26 protein-coding genes and 1 riboswitch are annotated in these 19,116 nt (G+C 29.0%); of the genes, 4 read left to right on the top strand and 22 right to left on the bottom strand.

Going from position 1 to position 19,116, the window contains the following annotated elements; genetic code table 11:
* Positions 1-129: 129 nt before the first annotated feature.
* From trxA to B5D41_RS06020, 10 genes are all read right to left on the bottom strand, one after another.
* Positions 130-453 (bottom strand): thioredoxin, encoded by a 324-nt coding sequence (gene trxA, locus B5D41_RS06065; protein ID WP_078809730.1) that lies wholly within the window; start codon positions 451-453, stop codon positions 130-132.
* 94 nt (positions 454-547) lie between these two features.
* On the bottom strand, positions 548-730 hold the full coding sequence (locus tag B5D41_RS06060) for a hypothetical protein (RefSeq protein WP_078809729.1): 183 nt from the start codon (positions 728-730) through the stop codon (positions 548-550).
* 103 nt (positions 731-833) lie between these two features.
* Positions 834-1,280 carry a DMT family transporter gene (locus B5D41_RS06055; protein WP_078809728.1) on the bottom strand — a complete coding sequence of 149 codons (447 nt, stop codon included), beginning with the start codon at positions 1,278-1,280 and terminating at the stop codon, positions 834-836.
* Between the two features lie 33 nt (positions 1,281-1,313).
* Positions 1,314-1,835 (bottom strand): NapC/NirT family cytochrome c, encoded by a 522-nt coding sequence (locus B5D41_RS06050; RefSeq protein ID WP_078809727.1) that lies wholly within the window; start codon positions 1,833-1,835, stop codon positions 1,314-1,316.
* Between the two features lie 38 nt (positions 1,836-1,873).
* Entirely contained in the window at positions 1,874-2,554 is a 681-nt protein-coding gene (locus B5D41_RS06045) for a nitrite/sulfite reductase domain-containing protein (RefSeq protein ID WP_078809726.1), read from the bottom strand.
* Between the two features lie 153 nt (positions 2,555-2,707).
* A complete protein-coding gene (locus B5D41_RS06040) occupies positions 2,708-3,076 on the bottom strand; it encodes an ArsR/SmtB family transcription factor (RefSeq protein ID WP_078809725.1) in 369 nt (122 codons plus the stop codon).
* A gap of 69 nt (positions 3,077-3,145) precedes the next feature.
* Positions 3,146-3,886, bottom strand: coding sequence for a ZIP family metal transporter (locus B5D41_RS06035; RefSeq protein WP_078809724.1), 741 nt, complete (start codon positions 3,884-3,886; stop codon positions 3,146-3,148).
* 162 nt (positions 3,887-4,048) lie between these two features.
* Positions 4,049-5,062 carry a 4Fe-4S binding protein gene (locus tag B5D41_RS06030; protein ID WP_078809723.1) on the bottom strand — a complete coding sequence of 338 codons (1,014 nt, stop codon included), beginning with the start codon at positions 5,060-5,062 and terminating at the stop codon, positions 4,049-4,051.
* 185 nt (positions 5,063-5,247) lie between these two features.
* The gene (locus B5D41_RS14370) at positions 5,248-5,790 is read right to left on the bottom strand and encodes a stage V sporulation T C-terminal domain-containing protein (protein ID WP_078809722.1); all 543 of its coding nucleotides are present in this window, start codon (positions 5,788-5,790) and stop codon (positions 5,248-5,250) included.
* 137 nt (positions 5,791-5,927) lie between these two features.
* Complete coding sequence (locus B5D41_RS06020) at positions 5,928-6,134, bottom strand: DUF1657 domain-containing protein (RefSeq protein WP_078809721.1); 207 nt, start codon at positions 6,132-6,134, stop codon at positions 5,928-5,930.
* A gap of 183 nt (positions 6,135-6,317) precedes the next feature.
* Between B5D41_RS06020 and B5D41_RS14475 the strand changes: the two genes are divergently transcribed.
* The 3 genes from B5D41_RS14475 to B5D41_RS06010 all read left to right on the top strand — a co-directional run bounded on the left by B5D41_RS14475 (position 6,318) and on the right by B5D41_RS06010 (position 8,387).
* The gene (locus B5D41_RS14475; RefSeq protein ID WP_268794137.1) at positions 6,318-6,446 is read left to right on the top strand and encodes a hypothetical protein; all 129 of its coding nucleotides are present in this window, start codon (positions 6,318-6,320) and stop codon (positions 6,444-6,446) included.
* Positions 6,447-6,617: 171 nt separating this feature from the next.
* Positions 6,618-6,899 (top strand): small, acid-soluble spore protein, alpha/beta type, encoded by a 282-nt coding sequence (locus tag B5D41_RS06015; RefSeq protein WP_234983904.1) that lies wholly within the window; start codon positions 6,618-6,620, stop codon positions 6,897-6,899.
* A gap of 120 nt (positions 6,900-7,019) precedes the next feature.
* Positions 7,020-8,387, top strand: coding sequence for an MATE family efflux transporter (locus tag B5D41_RS06010; RefSeq protein WP_078809720.1), 1,368 nt, complete (start codon positions 7,020-7,022; stop codon positions 8,385-8,387).
* An 83-nt stretch (positions 8,388-8,470) separates the two neighbouring features.
* Here B5D41_RS06010 and B5D41_RS06005 read toward each other — a convergent pair whose 3' ends face one another.
* The 12 genes from B5D41_RS06005 to B5D41_RS05950 form a co-directional block, all read right to left on the bottom strand.
* Positions 8,471-9,250 (bottom strand): hypothetical protein, encoded by a 780-nt coding sequence (locus B5D41_RS06005; protein ID WP_078809719.1) that lies wholly within the window; start codon positions 9,248-9,250, stop codon positions 8,471-8,473.
* 186 nt (positions 9,251-9,436) lie between these two features.
* On the bottom strand, positions 9,437-9,889 hold the full coding sequence (locus tag B5D41_RS06000) for a hypothetical protein (protein WP_078809718.1): 453 nt from the start codon (positions 9,887-9,889) through the stop codon (positions 9,437-9,439).
* Between the two features lie 384 nt (positions 9,890-10,273).
* Positions 10,274-11,008 (bottom strand): class I SAM-dependent methyltransferase, encoded by a 735-nt coding sequence (locus B5D41_RS05995; RefSeq protein WP_159442901.1) that lies wholly within the window; start codon positions 11,006-11,008, stop codon positions 10,274-10,276.
* Between the two features lie 87 nt (positions 11,009-11,095).
* On the bottom strand, positions 11,096-11,914 hold the full coding sequence (locus B5D41_RS05990) for an ATP-binding cassette domain-containing protein (RefSeq protein ID WP_078809716.1): 819 nt from the start codon (positions 11,912-11,914) through the stop codon (positions 11,096-11,098).
* A gap of 278 nt (positions 11,915-12,192) precedes the next feature.
* The gene (locus B5D41_RS05985; protein ID WP_078809715.1) at positions 12,193-12,432 is read right to left on the bottom strand and encodes a hypothetical protein; all 240 of its coding nucleotides are present in this window, start codon (positions 12,430-12,432) and stop codon (positions 12,193-12,195) included.
* 251 nt (positions 12,433-12,683) lie between these two features.
* A complete protein-coding gene (locus tag B5D41_RS05980; RefSeq protein ID WP_078809714.1) occupies positions 12,684-12,971 on the bottom strand; it encodes a TMEM165/GDT1 family protein in 288 nt (95 codons plus the stop codon).
* Positions 12,972-13,306: 335 nt separating this feature from the next.
* A complete protein-coding gene (gene tatC / locus B5D41_RS05975; RefSeq protein ID WP_078809713.1) occupies positions 13,307-13,999 on the bottom strand; it encodes a twin-arginine translocase subunit TatC in 693 nt (230 codons plus the stop codon).
* A gap of 60 nt (positions 14,000-14,059) precedes the next feature.
* Entirely contained in the window at positions 14,060-14,509 is a 450-nt protein-coding gene (locus B5D41_RS05970) for a 4Fe-4S dicluster domain-containing protein (protein WP_078809712.1), read from the bottom strand.
* 13 nt (positions 14,510-14,522) lie between these two features.
* Entirely contained in the window at positions 14,523-16,616 is a 2,094-nt protein-coding gene (locus B5D41_RS05965) for a molybdopterin-dependent oxidoreductase (protein ID WP_078809711.1), read from the bottom strand.
* A gap of 78 nt (positions 16,617-16,694) precedes the next feature.
* Entirely contained in the window at positions 16,695-17,339 is a 645-nt protein-coding gene (locus tag B5D41_RS05960; protein WP_078809710.1) for a thiamine diphosphokinase, read from the bottom strand.
* 13 nt (positions 17,340-17,352) lie between these two features.
* Entirely contained in the window at positions 17,353-17,901 is a 549-nt protein-coding gene (gene thiT, locus B5D41_RS05955; RefSeq protein WP_078809709.1) for an energy-coupled thiamine transporter ThiT, read from the bottom strand.
* Between the two features lie 47 nt (positions 17,902-17,948).
* Positions 17,949-18,049: riboswitch (TPP riboswitch) on the bottom strand.
* 81 nt (positions 18,050-18,130) lie between these two features.
* On the bottom strand, positions 18,131-18,403 hold the full coding sequence (locus B5D41_RS05950) for a DUF1540 domain-containing protein (protein ID WP_078809708.1): 273 nt from the start codon (positions 18,401-18,403) through the stop codon (positions 18,131-18,133).
* Between the two features lie 121 nt (positions 18,404-18,524).
* On the opposite strand from B5D41_RS05950, the gene B5D41_RS05945 reads away from it, so the two are divergent.
* Positions 18,525-19,049, top strand: a complete 525-nt coding sequence (locus B5D41_RS05945; protein ID WP_078809707.1) for a hypothetical protein — start codon at positions 18,525-18,527, stop codon at positions 19,047-19,049.
* Positions 19,050-19,116: the final 67 nt, after the last annotated feature.

Raw genomic sequence — 19,116 nt, 5'->3', positions numbered from 1 at the left:
AATTTTATTAACTTGAGTTAATAGATTAAAATAATATTGTGGTATAAATACATTAGAACAAATATAAAAAACAAACAATAAAAAATAGAGGTAGGTTTTTAAATCTACCTCTATTTTTTATTTTAACCACTAACCATTAATAAAGTCCTTCAATGCATCTTTACCAACAAATCCTACTTGCTGATTCGCTACTTCTCCATCTTTAAATAAAAGTAAAGTAGGAATACTCATTACTCCATAATTAGCAGCCAAACTTTGATTGTTATCAACATTTACCTTTCCTACCTTTATTTCATCTGCATATTCATCTGCTAATTCTTCAACGATAGGTGCTATTTGTTTACAAGGACCACACCAAGGTGCCCAAAAATCAACTAATACTTTTTTATCAGTTTCTAGCACCTCTTCTTCAAAATTATCTCCATTTAATTCAATTACATTTTCTCCTGCCATAAATATCCTCCTCCTTTTTACATGAATAAATCTAAACACTTAATAAAATTATTCTATAAAGCTTACTTTTTTCCTTTTTATAATTTAATTATAATTAAACTATTTTAATCGCCTTATTCGCGCAGTGATCTTTACATTTTCCACACCCATTACACTCTTGGTCAACAAATATCATACCACCATCATAGTGAATCGCTTCTTTTCCACAATACTCCATAGCATCGCAATCTTCTGACTGCTGACATAATTCTAAGTCTATATAAGCCCTTTTAATCATTAATTTACCCCCTCCCAATTGGGGATACCAATAATATTATATAATATCATATGTGAAATTGTCAAGAAAAGCTAATTATAATTTCCTATAAATTAATATTTTTTTATCTAGTGCTTAATAATAAACGTGCCCCGAAGGCTAATAAACCTACTCCTACTAACTTAATCCAGTGAAATGCAACTGAATCCAAACCCCAAAATCCAAAATGATCAATAATTACGGCAGTAGTTACCTGCCCTACAATGATAGCGGTAGTAGCATTAGCTACTCCCAATTGTGGAATACTAATCACCACTCCATAAAGAATAATTACATTCAAGGCACCACCTAAATAAGTATACCAAGGAGCATTTACTAAATTAGTAAAATCACCTTTATCTAAGTTTAGTATGAAGATGATAATAGCTACTAAAATAGTAGCTATTATATGAACAACAAATGTAGCCTCCCATAATCCAGCTATTTTACCTAAAACTGAATTTAATGAACCCTGAATAGCCATAGATACTCCAGCTATTAAGGCAATTACTAAAAAAATAATATCTGGCATTATATTGGCAACTCCTCTATATTCAAATAACCTTTAATTAACTTTTTGATGACATTTAGTACACTTATTTGGATTATACACATCATGACATTTAGAACAAACCTTCATCCCCGGTCTACGATAACCAGCACTACCGTGTACTACATTTTCATGGCAAGCAGCACATTCTACATTAGCATCTAAATGCTTTTGATGAGGAATATTTAATTGATCAATCTCTTTTAATTCACCGATTTCTTCATGACACTCTAAACAACGTTCTCCAGGTACTTCTCCTTCAATGTTCTCTGTTTGACCAGTAATATGTTTATATATCTCTTTAGTGGCAAATAGCTTTCTTTTAAGTAGTCCTAACGTTCCTGGATCTGCATGACACTCCATACAATTAACCCCATCATGAGTAGAAGTACTCCAAGAGTTATAAGCAGGTTGAATCTCATGACAACTAGTACAGAATTCAGGTCTTTCCGTATATTTAATAGTACCGAAACCTACAATTCCTAAAACGATTAAAGCCCCAATTAATACTTTCCAATTTAAGTAATCCTTAGCCATTTTTCCTCCCTCCTAATAATCACCTCACCACTCTAAATCTAAGAAAGTACTTTATTTTTGAATTTATCAAAGCTTACTCTATCTATAAATTCACCTAATCTTTCTCTTTCTTCTCCTGTATCTTTGAAATAATTAATAATATTATCAATAATCTGTAATGTTTCTTCTTCTGGCTGATTACTAATTAGTACATCACCTAACCTTGCCTTTACTCCACCACGTCCTCCTACATAAATAGTAAATCCTTTTGCTGTACCCATTAACCCAATATCTCTAAATTCAGTATCCATACATTTATTAGGACATCCACTGACTCCTATCTTAAACTTACCAGGCATATCAATTCCATGATACTTTTCATCTAGCTTTAATCCAATCCCCACTGAATCCTGTTGACCACGCTTACAGAATGTAGTTCCTGGACAAATTTTAATACTTCTAACACATATACCAATTGCATAACCAGGATCCATCCCTAAATCTTGCCAGGCAGCATCTATATCTGATTCTTCTAATCCAACTATGGCGATTCTCTGAGAAGAAGTGGCTTTAACAACTTCACAATTATACTTTTTAGCTACTTCACCTATTTTGATTAAGTCATCTGGTTCCATAATTCCCCCTGGCGCATGAGGAGCTATAGCGTAACTACCATCTCTTTGTAATATTGCACCTTTTGCCAATATATCTTTTTTGGTTCCTTGGCCTGTTTTATCCATATCAATTCCCCCTATATAATATTTTTCACCTTTATTATTTCAATTAAATTTATTTCTATTCATGTAATAGATAATCTTTACTAGAATAAAAACACAAAATAAAAACCATCGTTAAACTCTTTAAAGATTAACGATGGAATAAATAATGATTATTTAATTATTTTCTTCTAAAACATGTTCTAAACATTGACTAAATAATTGTAAAATATGATCATCATCTAAAGAATAATAAACCGATCTACCTTCTTTTCGATATTTAACTAAATTTAAATTCCTTAAAACTCTTAACTGATGTGAGACAGCTGAAGAACTCATTTCTAAGTGCTCAGATATATCACAGACACAGAGCTCAACATTACTTAGTGCATTAATAATCTTTATTCGAGTTGGATCCCCTAATACTTTAAAAGTTTCTGCTAATTTCATAATTATATCCTCTGATAATTCTCTTTCTTCAATTAACTTAATATTTTCTTCATGTAACTTATAAACTTCACAACTTAAACATTTATCATCATCCATATTTCACCAATCCTTTCGAATGCCTTATCTTCAATTATAAATAATAGATATTTATCTGTCAATAATGCTCTAATGATGAAGTAGTTGAATAAAGACCATACCTAAAATTAATCCTAAACTGGCAAAACCTTTATGGTATTCATATGATTCAGGAATTAATTCTCTCCCAATTATATTCAACATAATTCCCCCAGCTAAAGCTAAACTTAAAGAAAAGAATATATCTGATAATTGATATAAAAATAGACTAATGACAGCACCTAAAGGAGTAAATAGTCCTACAAGAATTGTAATTAAGATAATTTTCAAATTATTCAAATTACCTAGTTTTAATGGAGTAGCAATTGCTATTCCAATAGGAATATTATGAAAAGCCAAGGCTAACGCAATAAATATTCCTAAATTATCTTCTGTAAAATGACCAGCACCAACTGTTAATCCCTCTACTAAATTATGTAACGCCACCCCTAATCCAATAAATAATCCCATCTTAATTAATTGATTATCTTTAACTGTTCCATCTTCATCCTGATGATGTAAACGATGGAAACAATGGTGAGGTGTTATTCTATCTAATACGAATGTTAAAGAGAATCCAATTATTAAACCAATTATAGTATATAATATTTCACCTTTGGCTATAGATGAAGGTAACATTTTAAATAAAGTAATAAATAACATTATTCCAGCTGAAAACCCTAATATGGTTGCTAACAATTTTTTACTTAAGTTCTCAATAATGAATACTAATAATCCACCTAAACCAATAGCTAAACCCGCTATAAAGCTCATAATCAAAAGTCTTTCCATTTCTTCACCTTCCTTTAAACTTATTTATACATTTTTACCTTAATTTATTTTATGTAAGTTATTATGCCTAATTAGGCATTTATTTATTATAATTTATTCATAAAAAAGTTTCAATATCAACAAAATTAAAAAACAACTGTCTAATGACAGTTGTTTTTTAATTTAATGATTAAGATATTCAGCTTTAGGAATCAATTCTTTATATACTTCAATACCAATCTTTGTTTCCCAATAACCTGTTATTTTAGCAATCATAATTATTGCTATAAATACTCCTATCAGTAGAATAGAATATTTAATTAAAGATAATGTTTTCTTCTTATAGATAGATAAACTTAAAGCATCTTCTGAATATGGACAATTACTAATACAATTTAAGCAAGCATCACATTCTGGTGATACCACCTGTTCTTTTTCATGAACCTGAATTTGATTAGGACATACTTTCGTACATTTGCCACAATCAATGCATCTATCTTCATTTCTAGTCACCTTAACTGGACTGAATACACTAACTATTCCTAATAAAGCACCATACGGACATAAGTACCTACACCAAAAATTCTTGATTAAAATTGAAGCTACAGATAAAAAGATTAAAACTTTAATTGCTAAAGGGCTTAAATCTAAAAAGAAATATAACATTTTTACATCTGCTATTAAATTATAAGGAGATTGCATGAAGTTTATTACTGCCATTATTGACATATCTAAAAAGATAGTTTTCACAAAAAAAGCTAAGATAATATATTTAGGCAACATCAAAAACCAATCTATAATATTAGGTAGTTCAAAAGTCCTACCAAATATTTTTTCTCCAAGTTTACCAAAAGCTTCAGAAATAGTTCCAATTGGACAAATCCAACTACAGAATCCTTTTTTAAACAAAAATGAAATTAATATTATATTTAAAAGTAAGACTAATGCTGCTGGATGAATAGGGTCAAAAACTTTAACTTCTAACAATTGTTTTAATCCTAATAAGGCACTAATTGGCAAAAATCCTTCTACTCCTGGGGGTCTAGTTATAAATTCTGTTGCTCCTCCGGTTTCAAAGTAACGAATGAATTGATAAAATCGCCATCCCATATATAATAATAGGATAATAAAAGATGCTTGAATAATATTTCTAACCTTTACTATGTTTTTTACTGAATTTTTTACTGAATCTTTCATAATTTCCCCTCCAATTTGATTAAATCAGTACTATACTTACTAGTTTAATCTATTTAATCAAAAATTTAAAGTTTAAATATCATACTTTATCTGTGATTATTATCACAAAATTAGAGTCTCCCTTATATAAGGGAGACTCTAATTTAAGTAATTTTAAATTATTATAATTCTATTAATAGTAATTATTATAACCCTAGTTGTTTACTAAAAATTTTCGACGAAGTTTCTGCAATCTTACTTTCATAATCTCCTAAGGCCCTATTCTCTGAAGATAAAATTATAGCTCCTAACACATCACCTTGTTTAATAATTGGTGAAATTAATACCGATCCTAATTCACATTTATCATGCTTATTACACCCTTCACAAATATTAGCTTCTGTAGCAGTTTCAATTATTTCAGTATTCCTATTCTCCATAGCTTGCTTAACTCCATGACCAACTGGTCTTTTAGCATATCGCTCCATCTCTTTAGAACCAGCTACTACTTTATCTGTGTCTGTAATCATAACATTACACTCAGTAGTTTCTATTAATGTATCAATATAGTCTTCAAGTCTATCTAGTTCTTCTACTGGACTATACTTCTTTAAAATCACACTATCATCTTGATCTACAAAGATTTCTAGAGTGTTACCATTATTAATTTTCATTTCTTTGCGTATTTCTTTAGGAATTACTACTCTACCTAAATTGTCTATTTTTCTTACTATTCCTGTTGCTTTCATTATTATTACACCTCCTAGCTTTTTAAATAGTATATGAAACAAATTTAATTTTATGCTAATTTAGACTATAAAATAAGCGATCACCAAGTTGGTGATCGCTTATTATTTTAAAATATTTTACATAATTATAATCTTTGCTAATTCCCCTGATATTGTGGCTCTTCTTGTTTAACGTAATCAGCTCTACCTTTTAACTGCTGAGCAGTATTATTTAAATTTTGAGCTAAGTTATTATACATTTGAGATGCTTCTTGATCATTAGTATCTTGAGCAAAAATCTCTAACTGACTTTTTAAACCTTCCATAGCACTTAAAGTTTGCTGAAGATCATCCTTTGTTGTCATTTGCTCACCTCCTTATTTCTATACTTAGTTTGCCAGATCTTAATATTTTTATAACTTTTATTTAATGTTTTAACCTCCAACTTTATCCTTGTTAAGATATACTAGTATGAAACAAATAATAATAAGTAAACTAATAATAGAACCAAATTATATTACAATTCCAAAAGGAGCTGATTAATAAGAATGAAGAAATTAAAACATAAATCAAATTTAATCTATAAATTAATCAACCAACAAATTACTCGTAAGGAATATATACAAGCATTAATTAATCAGCATCACCATATGAAAAAAGTTAAAGATAATGAATAGAATATCACACTCCTCTTTCTTCATATCCCTTTTCATATTCAATGAAATATTTAACTTATAGCATATCCAAATTGACAGAAAGTAATTACACTGTAATTCTTTTAATAACATAAATCATTTTGCACCATGGAATACTATAATTATAGAATAATTGAAAGGAGGATATAAACCTTGGACAAACAAAAAGCAATGAACAAATTCAAACTTGAAATTGCCCAAGAACTAGGGTATATAGATTCACCAAATAACTCTGAGTATCGTAATAACTTAAATCAAATAAAATTCGATGTAGCCCAAAAAGAAAATGTACCATTACAAAGAGGGTATAATGGAAATTTAAAAGCTAAAGATGCAGGAAAAATTGGAGGAAATTTAGGTGGACAAATTGGAGGTCAAATGGTTAAAAAGATGATTAAACAAGCAGAAAATGCTATGGTAAATGATTACTATTAGCTTTAAAAAGGTGGGAGGAATTCCTTCCACCTTTTTAAATTGACAAATGTCTAATTCGTTTGACAACATAATAATATAGATGGTATAATCTGTTGGTAACTATAACAAAGGTGGGGTTTGATGGCAGATAAAAGAAAATTAATTTTAGAAGGTAAAATCTTACCAACATTATTGAAACTATCATTACCAATTATAATCGGGATGTTAATGCAGACAATGTTTAATATAGTAGATACCTATTTTGTTGGAAAATTAGGAGCCAATGGTTTAGCTGCTATTAGCTTAACATTCCCTGTAGTAATGTTCATGGTTTCTATTGGTAATGGTATAGCTATTGGTGGAAGTTCTTTACTATCCAGATTATTAGGGTCTAACCAATATAAAGAAGCTAAAAATGCTATCTTACATACTATCTTGTTAGCATTTTTAGTCAGTTTTATATTTACTATTTTCGGATTAAGATTAGCTCCTAAAATATTTAAATTTATGGGAGCAACTACTGAATTAATGCCATTAACATTAGATTATATCACAATTATCTTTTCAGGTAGCCTTTTTATTTTTCTATTTAGCTCTTTAGATGGAATTTTACGTGGTCAAGGTAACATGACTACCTCTATGATTAATCTTGGAATAGCTACAATAGTTAATATACTATTAGATCCTTTTTTAATATTTGGATTAAGTTTTTTTCCTCGCTTAGACATGAAAGGAGCCGCCTTAGCTACTGTAATTGCTAGAGGTATAGCTACTATTTGGACATTATTCTATTTTCTGAAATCTGATAATGTATTATCATTAGACATTAAATCCTTTAAATTTGATTTTAATATTATTATTAAAATTATCAAAGTTGGATTTCCTGCTTCTATATCGCAAGCTATTTTTTCAGTAGCTTTAGTAGGCTTTAATAAGTTGGCTTCTGCTTTTGGACCAAATATAGTAGCGGCCTTTGGATTAGGGTTTAGATTAGACACATTAGCCGTCTTACCAGGCTTAGGCTTAGCGGCTACAATGACTACCATGGTAGGATATAACTTTGGAGCTAATAAACTAAATCGAACTAAAAAAATAACTACTGCTGGATTAAAACTAATTTTTGGGATTATGAGTGGAGTTGGAATTATCTTTTTCTTTATACCTAAAACCTTAGTTAAATTATTTAATTCAAATCCAGAAGTAATTAAATATGGAGTTCAATACTTTAAATATGTTTCGTTAACATATGGTTTCTTAGGTCTAGGTTTCTTATCAATAGCTTCCTTTCAAGGAATCGGACATGGTTCTCCAGCTTTTATTAATAATCTTATTAGATTTGGAATTGTTGCACTTCCTTTATCATGGCTTTTGATATTTATTTTTGATACTGGACCAAGTGGCCTTTGGACAGGAATGGCAGTATCTAATGTAATCTTCGGAGTAATTAGTACTACATGGTTCTTTTATGTAGTTAATAATTTATTAGAAGATATCAAAAAAACATCTTAATTTAATTAAATATGATAAATGATTCTTAAATAATGACATAAAATCTTTTCTAAGACTTAACCTCATCATTTTACTAACAGCAATTATTTGATTTCTACATTTGATTTATCATTAAATGGATTTATTCTAACGGCTAAAGAAAATAAATATGGGTAATCCTTTTCCAAATGATCCATATAAAAAATCCATTCTTCAATTAAATGCACATAAGCCCGCTGTATATCACCTTCTATATGCTCTATATCTTTTGCGGACATTTTTTGAATATTCTCTCTATACATAAGCTCTTCGGTTAAATGAAATACTGCCCACAATAAATCAGTGAATGAATCATGTTCTAATAAATTAGGGTTCTCTAAAAGATCAAGTAAAAATGATTTTTCTTCAGATAAGAACTCTTTTATGGCCTGAAGTTCTTCAATATTCTCAATTTTTATATTATGTTCATAATTCAACAATTCATTCCTTGCTTCCTGAAATTCATCTTCTGACCATGATGAATCTAATTGTAATTTACATCTAAAGTCTTGACAATTTATATCTAAAGAAACAAATTTTGTAATTAAATCATTTCCTAATTCACTATAAAAAGCTCCAATAACCATATTTAATTTCTTTAACATCTTTTGCTTATCCCTAGCCTCTAATAATCTATGAATAATTAAGCTTACAATTAATACTTCAATTGGTATAAATGCTATATCCTCTACAAGAAAGATTAAAATATGATGCAAATCTTTAAATATATTATAATGAATATAATAGACAACTGCTGAAGTTACTATTAGTCCTAAAGCAAAAGTTGTTTTCCAATTCAATATGTAACTAAGAAATGATTCCTTTCTTCTTCTACTCTTTTTCATATATTATTCTACCTCCTGATATATTCTAATCCTCTTATAATAGCTAAAAATATCCTAATTCATATTTATAACTAGCTCCTTGTTATTGAGTTATATTTCATTTGTTATGTATACTTTTAACTTTTACATATTTTCTCTACTCTATTATAAAATTCATAATTCATTTAGCATTTTATAATATAATAATTATTTATAATATTTTTTAAACATTTTCTCAGCTACTATTACTGAATGTGGAATATATTTTTCACTAGGATGTACTTGCCGATACCAATAGTTCAAACTTTTTTCTTTATATTTTTCACGTTTAATTCCAGCAAACAGCCAATTTAAATACAAAGTACTATCTCTCCCAGTTGCCTTTAACCAAACTCCCCTCCAACTTTTATCTTTAATATGATTAATAGAAAACATTTTAAACTCAGGATCATTCAACTGGGGTTTTTCACCATATTTTTTAAACTCTGAGTCTAATTTAACAAAAAACTCCAAGTTTTTAACTATTTCATCAGGAATATGATTAAGTATTTCTTTTTTTATTAATAATTTCTCTTCATCTATATTCCCTTCTAAATACTCTTTAATTTTTTTACGATGATTTTTAAGCAATAATTGGTCTTCAAATAAATCATTATCCACAATGCTCCTCCTTCTAACAATCAGTTTATCAATTACATAAATTATTTCTAAAATCATCCCTGTTCTAATTTTAATTCAACTATACAAATATTAGTTATATTAATCAATTTTACCTTCCCAATCTCAATTTTATTAATAACCTGACTTATCTCATATAATTTAAGAATATTTTTTTACACTACTCTATAGTAATATATATTTAAGTTATATAAATGAATACTGAATCCATTAAAGAAGATAAGAATTTTTATTACATTAAAGGAAATGACTTCGGTATATTAGAAGATAATAAAATAGGGTTAAAGATCGGAGATGTTTTTACAGTAAAGATTTTAAATTATAATTACATAAATAGGAGCATAATCTGCTCCTATTTATCTTTATCTACTTTTCTGCCACTAACACTAGTGGTCCTGATTCATCCTGATTATAATCATTAAAATTAAAATCACCATACAATTTATAATTATTAAAACCTACTTCTTCTATAACTGTGATTAATTCTGTAGAGGTTAAGGGATATAATTGAATAGAATTTTTAAACTGATCATCATTTACTTTTAATGTAGTATTAAAGTCAATTTTATTATCCTTCCTAAAATTATATTTCCTAATAAAAGTTAGTCCTATTTCTTCTCTATCAATCCGTGGTAACTCATTAATCTTATACTTTAAAATACGATCATAATTTACTATTTGCATCATTAATTTACCACTTGAATTTAGCAATTCATGTATTTGTGAAATAACCTCAGTAATCTCATCTAAATTAGATAAATGCACTAAGGTATTTCCAATACAGATAATTCCATCAAATTTTTGTTTTAATTTATCAGTTAATTTCATCATATCTAATTTAAATGTTGTTACCTCTATCTCAGCTTCACTTGCCTTTTGCTGACATCGTTGAACCATTATTTCATCCAAATCAATAGCTGTTACTTTATAACCTGACTCTGCAAGTCTTACAGCGTAACTTCCAGTAGATGTTCCTATATCTAAAATTGAAGACTTATCCTCTCCATTTTTAGATAAATTATTCTTAAAAAAATTAAATTTTTCCTCACTTAAAGGAAATATATAATCATAATACTTACTGATTTCTGTATAAAATTCCATATTATTCACCTCAATGATTTTAATTCTAGCATAACTATTATAATTTAATAACGAAAAAACAAAATTCAACTCTATCATTCTTAGATATTACAATAAATCACTTAAAATTTCTACTGCTTCATCAATAGTTTGTGGTAAAGTAATATCCCCATTAATATTAAGTTGATTAAACAAATTAGTAATAGTAGGTAATGACAAATTAGCATCTCCCATTAAATCCAAGTTTGATAATAGCTTAGTTCCTCCTGTTGCTAACACCTTTCCATCTTTGATAACTATTATAGTATCTGCCCACTCCGCTGCAAAGTCAATATCATGGGTAACTACTAATAATGTTTTCTCTCTCTCATGCAATTGGTTGATTATATTTAAGAATTCCTCTTGACCTTTAGGATCTAAATAAGCCATAGGTTCATCAAAGATAATAATTTTTGGTTCAATTGCTAATATACCAGCTATAGCAACCCGTTTTTTTTGACCATAACTTAGATTATGCGGTGGTTTATCTTTTAGATCTAAAATATTAACTGCTTTTAAAGCCCATTCTACTCTTACTTTAATCTCTTCTGAATCTTCCCAACCAAAATTTAATAACCCAAAAGCGACATCCTCAAAAACTGTTGTTGAGAAGATTTGATCATCAGGGTCTTGAAATACTAAACCAACTTGACTTCTAACCCAATCTTTGTTCTGGTGACTCACTTCCTTAAAATCAATCTTTACACTTCCTTGTTGTGCTAAATATAAAGCATTTAAATGAAATAATAATGTCGACTTTCCAGCCCCATTAGGCCCTAAAATTGCAACTCTAGCATTTTCTTCAATACACAAATTAATATCCTGTAATGCTTTAGTTCCATCCTCATATTGATAAGCTAAGTTATCTACCTCAATAATAGCAGCCACTGACTTCCCCCTTCATCTAATAAAAAATTGATATTGATAAAATAATAATTGCTATTCCAAAACTGACTTTGTGCACAAACCATTAGAAAAGTAACACGACAATATCAAAAAATATTACTGATTCAAGTCAGATAAGAAAGTATATTAACTTAATAACTTGTCTTTTTTTGATAATACTGTATATAATTATTTAGACATTTTAGTAAAAAATCCTGCTTATAATTATAATAATCTTCTCCTAACCCTTATACATTTTTCATGATTTTTATAAATTAATATTAACTTTCATTAAATTCTTTCTTAAAAGTATCAGATATAGTTAATAAGTTTTCTTCTTCTTTTAACATCGCTAATTCATCAGGGATCTCATCACTACCTCCTTCATTATCTAAACTATAATAATAATTAGTTAATATTTTAATAATTACTTCCTCTTGAGAAACCTCTTCTTGATATGCTAAATCTGAAATGAAGCCATCAATTTCGGCAGACAAATGTAAAGTAATTTCCTTAACCATTCTTTTTATCATCCTTTTCTATAATTTAGTTGTTATTATTTTAACCAATTATACTCAAAATATAACTAGGAAGGGAGGTTAGCAAATGAAAGAAAAAACTGGATCAATAAAAGAAAAAGATAATAAAGATTTACAAAAAAGATTAAAAAAATTTAAATCTTACCCTGTCCAAGACTCTATAGAATGGATGGAAAACTTTGATTAATAAAAAATAGGATAGAGTAGTAATTACTACTCTATCCTAACTTTAACTATACAATTATACCACCAAGAGCTTCTCTTAAAACAAAAATTCCAATCACAATAAAAATTACACCTGCCCCTAATTGTAAATATTCAGTAGGAATATATCGGGTAACCACTTCTCCAAAGAATGCTCCAATTAATGTAACTGTTACTAAAGCTGCTGAAGCACCTAAGAAAATAGGAATTGGAGATTTATATTGAGTCACTAATGTAAATACTGCTAGTTGAGTTTTATCTCCTAACTCCGCTAAAAATAACATCCCATAAGCCATGAGAAATAATTTCCAGTCCATAACCAACGCTCCTTAAAAATAGTTTTTAAATAATCTTTTTAATTATTAATACTATTTGTAGCCTATCACTATTTAATTCAAAAAACCATAATGTAATTCGATAAGTACTAATTGATCTCCTATATACATCATAAATCAAGTTAATGGTATTTATACGCTTTATTAAATTATACTTATTTGTTATTAAAAATATTATTCCAAATATTTTCTTTTTAATTCTTCTGCTACATCTATTAATAGACTAAATCCTTCTTCTACTCCACTTACATAGTCGTCTTGAGTAATATTACAAGTAGTTAGCATTTATATTATCAACTAGTTTTAAGTACTAACTTCTATTCAATTATCTTTGCTACTATAATGCTACCTTCATAAAGTACAATCAAAGGTAAAGCCATCATCGTTTGAGATATGATATCAGGCGGAGTTAAAATCGCCGCAAATAAAAAAGTAGCAACTATTACATACTTACGATTGTCAGTTAAAAATTTAGATGTGATTAAATTCATTTTAACTAATAAAGTTATTAATAATGGCAATTCAAAAACTAAACCAAACGGAATTAAAATACTAACAATAAATGAAATATACTTGCTTAATGAGAACATAGCTTCTAAATTAGCAGATGTAAAGCCTAAAAAGAACTTAATTCCAAAAGGAATTACTACAAAAAATCCAAAAGCTACTCCACCTACAAAGAAAAGATATGATAACGGTACTAAAATAAGTAAATAATTCTTTTCATTATCTTCAAGTCCAGGTAAAATAAAACGCCAAATATTATACAAAATAATCGGTAAAGATATTAAAAATCCAGCAAAAAATGAAACCTTCACTTGTGTAAAGAAAGCTTCAGGTGGTGAAAGATAAACTAATTCCTTTCCTACAGGATTAGTTAATATCTCAATAATCTGTGATGAATATATATAACTACCTATTGAAGCAACAATTAAAACCCCAATAGCAATTATCAATCGTTTCCTTAATTCCGTTAAATGATCAACCAATGACATCTCTTCATTTGACATAAGCATTCCCCCATCTTAAACTAAAGTTATATAATTTGCATTTTAATTTTATCACTAATCTCAGTTATTTGCAAGAGTACCAAATTTTAAAGTTCTCATTATACATGCTTTTACACAAATAGGAGCTTTACCTTCACCTAATCTGTCATAACAAAAGTCACATTTCTGCATCTTTGCATTAATTTTATCCAAGAATTGTGGTGCATCAATAGAACACACCTCTTTACATTTCATACATCCTATACATTTATCTTGATTTACATTAACAACCCCATTTTCTTTATCTTTACTAATTGCATCAATTGGACAGACTCTTTGACATGCTGGTTCTTGACAATGATTACACGAGACAGATATATTCTCCACAGATACATCAGGGAATTTACCGTTCTCTTTTGTAATCACTCTCCTATAGCTTATTCCATCTAAATTATTCCATGACTTGCAAGCTACTACACAAGCATTACAATTAATACATTTATTCTGATCAAAATAAAATTTAAGCTGCATATAACTCCTCCCCCTAATTTTTTTCAACTTCGACTAATGTAGTATGCATGGTAGCTGCTTTCGCTAATGGAGTAGGTCGAGCACTAGTTAAAATATTGACCAAACCGCCTTGATTGATAGCAACTACTCCAGGTCGAATTCGTTCTGTTACATCTGCTGCTAAAATTACTTTCCCTCGTTCATTATAAATTAGAACTTCATCCTCATCACTGATATTTCTTTCTTTAGCATCCTCTGTATTAATTTGAATAGCATCTAATTTTAAATTCTGCAATAACGGATTATCATTAAATTGAGAATGCACTCTATATTTATCATGTGGTAAAATCAACTGTAAAGGATATTCATTAATTAATTCATCATCTGGTGTTTCCCAACTTTCAATATATTTTGGTATAGGTGGTATTTCTGAATCATTTAAACTTGCTAATCTTTCTGAATAAATTTCGATCTTACCTGAAGGAGTATTAAACGGTTTACCTTCATGAATTTGCTGATAATAAGATGGTTTCAAATCCCTATTATCATTTCTATAGATTCCTTCCTCTTTAAATTCTTCATAACTATAAGGAATTTCAGATTCTTCAACAAAATTTCGCAACCATTCTTCTTTACTCTTCCCACCAGTATAATCAAAACCTAATCGAGCTCCTAATTCAGTAAAAATTTCAAAATCAGATTTAGCTTCATACATAGGTTCAATAATTTGTGGCATAAAAACTGCTACTCCATCATACTCCATAATATCTTCTCGTTCAAAGAAAGTAGTAACAGGTAGTAAGATATCAGCATACTTAGCCGTTCTAGTCATAAATAATTCATGGACTACAATAAAATCCAAAGATTTAAGTGCCTTAATTCCTTTATTTATATCAGCAGTTTGATTTAATATATTACTTCCAATAAAATAAGATGCCTTGATATCACTTTGATAGCCACCATCTTTACCTTGTAAAATATAATCAGACCAAGTATAAATAGGGAATTCAATTCCTGTTGAATTTTCAAAAGTAGGTAACCTTCCTAATCCTATATCATTAGTCTTCATATTATATTGAGGAATACCAGAATTTCCACCTTTAAGTCCTATATTACCAGTCATAGCTGCTAAAGTAGGTAACGCCCTAGAAATTTGTTCACCATAAGCAGTACGTTGCAATCCTAAACCTGGAATTAACATAGCTAAATCAGCCTTAGTATACTCTCTAGCTAGACTTTGAATCTGTTGACTAGAAAGTCCGGTAATTTCTGCTGCCCATTGAGGGGTCTTAGGTATTCCATCCTCTTTTCCTAAAATATACTTTTTATATTCCTCATAACCGATAGTAAATTTATTGATAAATTTATCATCACATAAATCTTCTTTAATCATTACATAAGCCATAGCTGAGGCTAAAGCAATATCTGTTCCTGGTTTAATTGGTAACCATTCATCTGCTAAAGTAGCTACAGTCTCTGTATGTCTAGGATCAATACAGATGGTCTTAATTCCTTTTTGTCTAGCCTGAGCAATATACCAAGAAGTATTAGTCCCAGAAGTAGTCTCGGCTGGATTCCAACCCCACATAATGATCAGTTCAGTCTCTAATAAGTCAGATTGACTGCTATATTCTATATCTCCTAAAATATAAGGAATAGCAGCATCCTTAGCCCCTTCACTTAATGAAGTAAAATCCTGTTGAACAGAACCTCCAAACATATTAAAAAACCTATTCGATAATTGTCTCCAAGTCGAATGTAATACAGTATGAACAACTCCAGAATGAAACAAATCCATCATGCTTTTATTTCCATAATTTTCTTTGATGCTAGTTAACTTATCAGCTATAATATCTAAAGCTTCATCCCAAGAAATCCGCTTGAATTTACCTTCTCCTCTTTCCCCAACTCTTTTCATAGGATATTTAAGTCGATTAGGAGAATAAACCCGCTCTCGATATGACCTTCCTTTAACACATGCTCTTAACTGTGGTGTCTCTAGACTATCATCTATTAAATTATCAGTAGTAATCTGTGTTATTTTACCGTTCTTCACATGAGCTTTAATTATACAACTTCCGCTACAATTACGAATACAAGCTGTAGTTAATATATTTTCCTCTTTCATCTAAATACCTCCAACAGCTTACTATTTTTAATTTTAGTTTACTATAAAACATTATTATATTCCTATTAAATATCATAGTCAATTATCTTCATTAATTATCATTAATAATCTTCCTTCTTCTATACTAATCATTGCTTTATTTGTACGAATGATATTACTCAATCCTAAAGTACCTCCCCTTTTAAAGATGGCGTCTTCTAATTCATATTTAAATCCTGATAAATTAACCCCTGTTGCTTTTAAGGTTATAGGGATTAAAGAAATTGTTTTATTAATTTGATCTTTAATAATCTTCTTATCTTCAATTACTTCTACTATTTCTCGGGAACTTACTAATTTTATATTAATCTTTGGATGATATAAACCATCCATTAAATATATATTTCCTAAAGTATGATCTAGCCTACCACCTAAAGCAGCCAAAACTATTATTTCATCATAATTTTGATTTGCTAACTCTTCTAAAAGAAGCTGAGTGTCTGTTTTATCTTTATCTGTAGGATATTTTTTAAAAAGAACACCTTGATTTTGATAATAATCTAGTACTTCTTTAGAAACCGAATCGAGATCCCCTACAATTAAATCAGGTTTAACATCTAATTCATAAGCATATTCAGCCCCACCATCTGCACAAAGAATAATATCATCTTGATTAATGTAATCTTGATAAAAAGCTTTATCCCCAATTAATTCCCCATTTGCAAAAACAATTGCTCGCTGCATCTTCTCACTTCCTTTAATTTCTCTCCAATAAATCTGCTGAACTTTTAAGTAAGAATATCATAATAATAATTGTAATAATAGTTTCAGGAAGCATATAGCTTAAGTTATATACTGAAGAATAAATCCATACATTCTGACTTTCCGGTGCATATTGACTGAAAAAGACCACTCCAGAAATAGTATGAACTAATAATCTCAAAGCTCCTCCTAATAATACTCCAATAATAACTAATATAATTCGTTTCTTAATCTTTGCTTTTCTTAGCCAAGTATTAATTATACCCGCTAATCCTAAAACACTGAAAGCCACTGGGTAATCCAGAACTGCCTGTATAGGATAATAAATCTTAGCTCCTAATAATAATTGTAAAACACCATATGTACTTCCTAATATCAGTCCTTCCTTAATTCCCCATCTTAAGGCAATAAAGAAAATAGGTACCATCTCTAATGAAACCGAACCACCTTGTGGTAATTCATAGATTTTAATAAAATTTAATATAGTCGCTAATGCTAAAGCAATTCCTAATTCTGTTAATTTTTTAGTTTTTAGATTATTCATTATTTTCTCCTTCCTATTTAATAAAAGACTACTCAAGGAGAGTAGTCTTTAGTATCTAACCACTTTCCTGCGCTAGCATTATCTAGATCAGGTTTAAGGGTCAGCTAGATAGCCTCTCAGCCTAAAACAGGCACCCCTAGTGTTCCAATATTTAGTTCTGTTAATCATTATAACATTTTTATTCTTTATAAACAAGATAATTAAAGGCAGTTCATTATAAAAATCTACATTAAGTTAATTGATTAGGGTTAGTACCTCCCTCTCCTCGTTGATACTTATCACGAGGGACAAAAGTTTTACAACAACTTTGATAACATTCTGTAACCGGTGATAAACCTTCTTGATTAACAATTTGATTGGTCTCTTCAACATCTATTTCATTAGGAAGTTTTTTAGCAAAATCATCACTAGTAACTAATAACTTTTCCGCAACACATAAATTTGGTTCAGACCACCATTGGCAATTATCAACAGTACAATGTACATGTGATTGTTGGGTCATTATAAAGTTCCTCCTTGGTAAATTTAATTGTTAAAAATAAATCCTTAATTATTAATTATGATTTCAATTTAAACAAATTCTATACATATTTCATATGATATAATAGGAGGTGCTCATTCTCATGACTAAAATAAAATTCAAAATTATAATGACCCTGCTTACCTTAATTCTATTTACTTTATTTTTTAATAATATCTCTTATGCAGAAAAATTTTATATACTGGAGACAGGTTCAATAGCTACAGGTGTATATAATGATATTGAAAACCTAAATGTTGTTCAAGTAGGATATGGATATAGAAAAAAGAATATCTACTATCAAGTGTTTGGCGGAACTATAAATCAAAAGCATTCTACAACTTACCTATTTAGTGAAATAGGTTACTGGAGAGATTTCACAGATTCTCTTTATGGAAAAATATCTCTAGGCATAGGATATGTAAACAATACTGATGACTATCTATCCTCTCATAATATGTTTACTGAATCTATCTCTATAGGCTATGATAATTTCTATATTTCTTATCGCCATATGTCCAATGGTGGACATCAATTAGGGAATCCTGGCCCTAATAAAGGTAGAAATATATTAACATTTGGAGTGATATATTTTTTTAAACTAAAAACAATAACTATTAAAAAATAAAGATCAGAGTAAGATTAAGATAATTTATTCACATAATGGTTTAGGAATTGAAGCTACTTAATAAAAA

It is taken from the genome of Selenihalanaerobacter shriftii, assembly GCF_900167185.1.
Classification (GTDB): Bacteria; Bacillota; Halanaerobiia; order Halobacteroidales; family Acetohalobiaceae; genus Selenihalanaerobacter; species Selenihalanaerobacter shriftii.
Note: the sequence above shows the minus strand (reverse complement) of the source record. Positions and strands in the feature narration are given on the sequence as shown.

What these genes read in the sequence shown, in the direction of transcription:
- trxA (WP_078809730.1), bottom strand. Translation starts at nt 453, where the DNA reads ATGGCAGGAGAAAATGTAATTGAATTAAATGGAGATAATTTTGAAGAA.
- B5D41_RS05970 (WP_078809712.1), bottom strand. Translation starts at nt 14,509, where the DNA reads ATGCAGCTTAAATTTTATTTTGATCAGAATAAATGTATTAATTGTAAT.
- B5D41_RS06010 (WP_078809720.1), top strand. Translation starts at nt 7,020, where the DNA reads ATGGCAGATAAAAGAAAATTAATTTTAGAAGGTAAAATCTTACCAACA.
- B5D41_RS05965 (WP_078809711.1), bottom strand. Translation starts at nt 16,616, where the DNA reads ATGAAAGAGGAAAATATATTAACTACAGCTTGTATTCGTAATTGTAGC.
- B5D41_RS06020 (WP_078809721.1), bottom strand. Translation starts at nt 6,134, where the DNA reads ATGACAACAAAGGATGATCTTCAGCAAACTTTAAGTGCTATGGAAGGT.
- B5D41_RS06045 (WP_078809726.1), bottom strand. Translation starts at nt 2,554, where the DNA reads ATGGATAAAACAGGCCAAGGAACCAAAAAAGATATATTGGCAAAAGGT.
- B5D41_RS06060 (WP_078809729.1), bottom strand. Translation starts at nt 730, where the DNA reads ATGATTAAAAGGGCTTATATAGACTTAGAATTATGTCAGCAGTCAGAA.
- B5D41_RS05995 (WP_159442901.1), bottom strand. Translation starts at nt 11,008, where the DNA reads ATGGAATTTTATACAGAAATCAGTAAGTATTATGATTATATATTTCCT.
- B5D41_RS05985 (WP_078809715.1), bottom strand. Translation starts at nt 12,432, where the DNA reads ATGGTTAAGGAAATTACTTTACATTTGTCTGCCGAAATTGATGGCTTC.
- B5D41_RS06055 (WP_078809728.1), bottom strand. Translation starts at nt 1,280, where the DNA reads ATGCCAGATATTATTTTTTTAGTAATTGCCTTAATAGCTGGAGTATCT.
- thiT (WP_078809709.1), bottom strand. Translation starts at nt 17,901, where the DNA reads ATGAATAATCTAAAAACTAAAAAATTAACAGAATTAGGAATTGCTTTA.
- B5D41_RS05980 (WP_078809714.1), bottom strand. Translation starts at nt 12,971, where the DNA reads ATGGACTGGAAATTATTTCTCATGGCTTATGGGATGTTATTTTTAGCG.
- B5D41_RS06005 (WP_078809719.1), bottom strand. Translation starts at nt 9,250, where the DNA reads ATGAAAAAGAGTAGAAGAAGAAAGGAATCATTTCTTAGTTACATATTG.
- B5D41_RS05945 (WP_078809707.1), top strand. Translation starts at nt 18,525, where the DNA reads ATGACTAAAATAAAATTCAAAATTATAATGACCCTGCTTACCTTAATT.
- B5D41_RS14475 (WP_268794137.1), top strand. Translation starts at nt 6,318, where the DNA reads ATGAAGAAATTAAAACATAAATCAAATTTAATCTATAAATTAATCAAC.
- tatC (WP_078809713.1), bottom strand. Translation starts at nt 13,999, where the DNA reads ATGTCAAATGAAGAGATGTCATTGGTTGATCATTTAACGGAATTAAGG.
- B5D41_RS06035 (WP_078809724.1), bottom strand. Translation starts at nt 3,886, where the DNA reads ATGGAAAGACTTTTGATTATGAGCTTTATAGCGGGTTTAGCTATTGGT.
- B5D41_RS06030 (WP_078809723.1), bottom strand. Translation starts at nt 5,062, where the DNA reads ATGAAAGATTCAGTAAAAAATTCAGTAAAAAACATAGTAAAGGTTAGA.
- B5D41_RS06040 (WP_078809725.1), bottom strand. Translation starts at nt 3,076, where the DNA reads ATGGATGATGATAAATGTTTAAGTTGTGAAGTTTATAAGTTACATGAA.
- B5D41_RS05960 (WP_078809710.1), bottom strand. Translation starts at nt 17,339, where the DNA reads ATGCAGCGAGCAATTGTTTTTGCAAATGGGGAATTAATTGGGGATAAA.
- B5D41_RS05950 (WP_078809708.1), bottom strand. Translation starts at nt 18,403, where the DNA reads ATGACCCAACAATCACATGTACATTGTACTGTTGATAATTGCCAATGG.
- B5D41_RS14370 (WP_078809722.1), bottom strand. Translation starts at nt 5,790, where the DNA reads ATGAAAGCAACAGGAATAGTAAGAAAAATAGACAATTTAGGTAGAGTA.
- B5D41_RS06050 (WP_078809727.1), bottom strand. Translation starts at nt 1,835, where the DNA reads ATGGCTAAGGATTACTTAAATTGGAAAGTATTAATTGGGGCTTTAATC.